A 3,196-nucleotide genomic window follows, 5' to 3' on the forward strand; every position below is an offset into this window, starting at 1 on the left:
GTTCGCCCCGTGCCCCGTGCCCCGTGCCCCGTGCCCCGTGCCCCGTGCCCCGTGCCCCGTGCCCCGTGCCCCGTGCGGGGAGTTCGTCGCGCCTCGCGCGCGAGGTTGCTCGCCGGGTGCGGGAGGCTGGCCGCACCCCGCGCGCGAGGTTGCTCGCTCCATTGTCCGTACCAGGCGTCACCCACCGTCCTGCACGCAGGAGGACCGCCCCGCGTACGCGCTGCGGGCGCCCGCACCCCGCCCCGTGGCCCCAGGGCCCCGTAGCCCGGACGCCCGCCCCGGCCCGTGTCCCGTACGACGGGGACCCCACGTGCCGTACGGGGCGCGGCCCGTGCTCCCTGCGGTCGGGGTGGGCAGGCCGCGGAGGCAGTGCGTACCGGCCGGGCTCGACCCGGTGTCCCCAGCTCGTACCTGACCGTGCGTACGACGTGTTCGGCGGTCCGTCGGAGGTGTTCTCGCCGTGATGTCAGACCTCTGTGCCATGCTCGGCCCTGTGTACACCACGTCCGTCAGTTCGGTTTTCATCGGCCGTACCGAGGAGTTGGGCGCGCTCACCGACGCGCTCGCTCAGGCCGCGCACGGGCAGCCACAGGCGCTGCTCATGGGTGGCGAGGCCGGTGTGGGCAAAACACGCCTGGTGGAGGAGTTCGCGACCGTGGCGCAGGCCGCGGGGGCGGTCACCGCGCTGGGCGGCTGCGTCGAGATCGGGGTGGACGGACTGCCGTTCGCCCCGGTCTCCACCGTGCTGCGCGCCCTGCGCCGGCAGCTCGGGGACGAGCTCGACCAGGCCGCCGCCGGCCAGGAGGGCGAGTTGGCCCGGCTGCTGCCCGAGCTGGGCGAGACCGCCCCCGAGGCACGCGACGAGGACGGCCGGGCGCGGCTGTTCGAGCTGACGGCGCGGCTCCTGGAGCGCCTGGCCACCGACCGCACGCTGGTGATCGTCATCGAGGACCTGCACTGGGCCGACCGGTCCACCCGCGAGCTCCTCGGCTACCTCTTCCGGTCGGTGCAGCGCGCCCAGTTGGTCATCGTCGCCACGTACCGCTCGGACGACATCCACCGCCGCCACCCACTGCGCCCGTTCGTCGCCGAGGTCGACCGGATGCGCACGGTGCGCCGCATCGAGCTGGCCCGGTTCAGCCGGGCCGAGGTCCGGGCGCAGATCGCCGGCATCTACGGCGCCGAGCCGGACCGGCTGCTGGTGGACCGAGTCTTCGAGCGCACCGACGGCAACGCCTTCTTCGTCGAGGAGATCGCGCGCAGCATCCACGACGGCTGTCAGTCGGGCCTCAGCGAAACGCTGCGCGACCTGCTCCTGGTGCGGGTCGAGGCGCTGCCCGACACGACCCAGCGGGTGGTGCGGACGGTGGCGGAGGGCGGTTCGCAGGTCGAGCACGGGCTGCTCGCGGCCGTCGCCAGGCTCGGCGAGGACGAGCTCATCGAGGCGCTGCGCACCGCCGTCGGGGCGAACATCCTGTTGCCGACGGGGGACGACAGCGGCTACCGCTTCCGGCACGCCCTCGTGCGCGAGGCCGTCGCCGACGATCTGCTGCCCGGCGAGCGCACCCGTCTCAACCAGCAGTACGCCACGGCCCTTGAGGCTGATCCGACCCTCGTGCGGAACGACGAGTACGGGGCCCGGCTGGCCAGTTACTGGTACCACGCCCACGAGCCGGCCAAGGCGCTGCCCGCGGTGCTCGCCGCCTCCGTCACGGCCCGCCGCCGACACGCCTACGCGGAGCAGTTGCGGCTCCTCGAACGCGCCATGGAGCTGTGGGAGGACACGCCGGCCGACGTGCGGGCCGCGCAGTGGCCGCTGGCCGAGTCGTGCGCCTACCCGGTGTGCAGCCCCTGCGACGACGACCAGCTACGCCACCTCGACCTGCTCGCCGAAGTGGTCACGGCCGCCCACCTCTCCGGGCAGCGGGAGCGCGCGCGGGCCCTCGCCACGCGCGCGCTGCGCACCATCGACGAGGCGCGGGACCCGCTGCGGGCCGCCTGGTTCTGGACCCAGGCGTCAAAGAGCATCGAGGGGCTGACGCGCGGGAACGGCTGGGCGGAGCTCAGCCGGGCCCAGGAGTTGGTCCGCGGCCTGCCCCCGTCGGTGGTGCACGCGGAGGTGCTCGCCGCCGCGGCCGGCTGGCTGGCGGTGCACGAACCGGGGCCCGACAACTACGTCACCGCCGAGCGCGCCGTGGAGCTGGCCAGACTGGTCGACGCGGCGGATCTGGAGCTCCACGCGCGCGTGACGCTCGGCGGGCTCATGATCAACTCCGGTGACATGGAGGGCGGCCTGACCGAGATGGCCGACGCCGCCGCCCGGGCCGTCGACGGCGGACACATCAGCGTGATCTCCCGCTGTTACATCAACCTGGCGTCCGCCCTGGAGAGTATCGGCCGCTCCGCCGAGGCCGTCGACGCGGCCCGCACGGGGGTGCGTGCGGCGGAGACCTTCGGGCTCGTGGACACCAAGGCGTGGACGTACGGGAACATGGCCGAGTCGCTGATCTCGCTGGGCCGCTGGGACGAGGCGCTGGAGGCGGCCCAGGAGGCCGAGCGGTTCGCCCAGGGCGCCAAGCCGCGCGGTGCGGCGGCCAACCGGCGGGCGCAACTCGCGCTCGACCGCGGCGACTGGGCGACCGCCCACGTCCAACACGCCGCGGCCCGCGCGTACTACGGCAGCCACGACCCGCAGCCGCAGTACACGATCACGATCGCCCGGCACGCCCTCACCCTCGCCGCCCACGACGGCGACATCGCGCGCGCCCGCGCCGTCCTCGTCGAAACGCTGGACGCGGGCATTCCGATCGGCACCCAGCGGTACGCCTGGCAACTGCTCCTCGCCGCCGCCACCGTGGAGGCCGACGCCCGCGGTCTGCCCGTGGCCGAACCGGGCCGCGAGGAGGTGCTGCACCGCATCTACCTGGCCGCCAAGCGGTTGGCGCAGCCGGTGCCGGTGTGGCAGGCGTTCGCGCTGATGGTCGCCGCCGAACTGCTGCGCGCCCAGGGCCGCGACACGCCCGCGCACTGGAGCGAGGTGGCCGCCGCCTTCGCGCCGCTCGATCGCCCGTACCAACTGGCCCAGGCCCGTTACCGATGGGCGGAGGCCCGCCTGACGGCGAGCGCCCCGCCGCCCGCCGGCCGCCCCGCCGGCGACCGCCCGGCCGACGTGCGCGCAGGCGCCGCGCCGGGGTCC

Annotated in this window: 1 protein-coding gene; it reads left to right on the top strand. The window is 75.0% G+C overall.

Going from position 1 to position 3,196, the window contains the following annotated elements:
• Positions 1–463: 463 nt before the first annotated feature.
• The coding region (locus tag AAHZ94_RS31395; protein WP_502964841.1) for an ATP-binding protein at positions 464–3,196 on the top strand (2,733 nt) is incomplete at its 3' end.

This window comes from Streptomyces sp. HSW2009, assembly GCF_040240285.1.
Classification (GTDB): Bacteria; Actinomycetota; Actinomycetes; order Streptomycetales; family Streptomycetaceae; genus Streptomyces.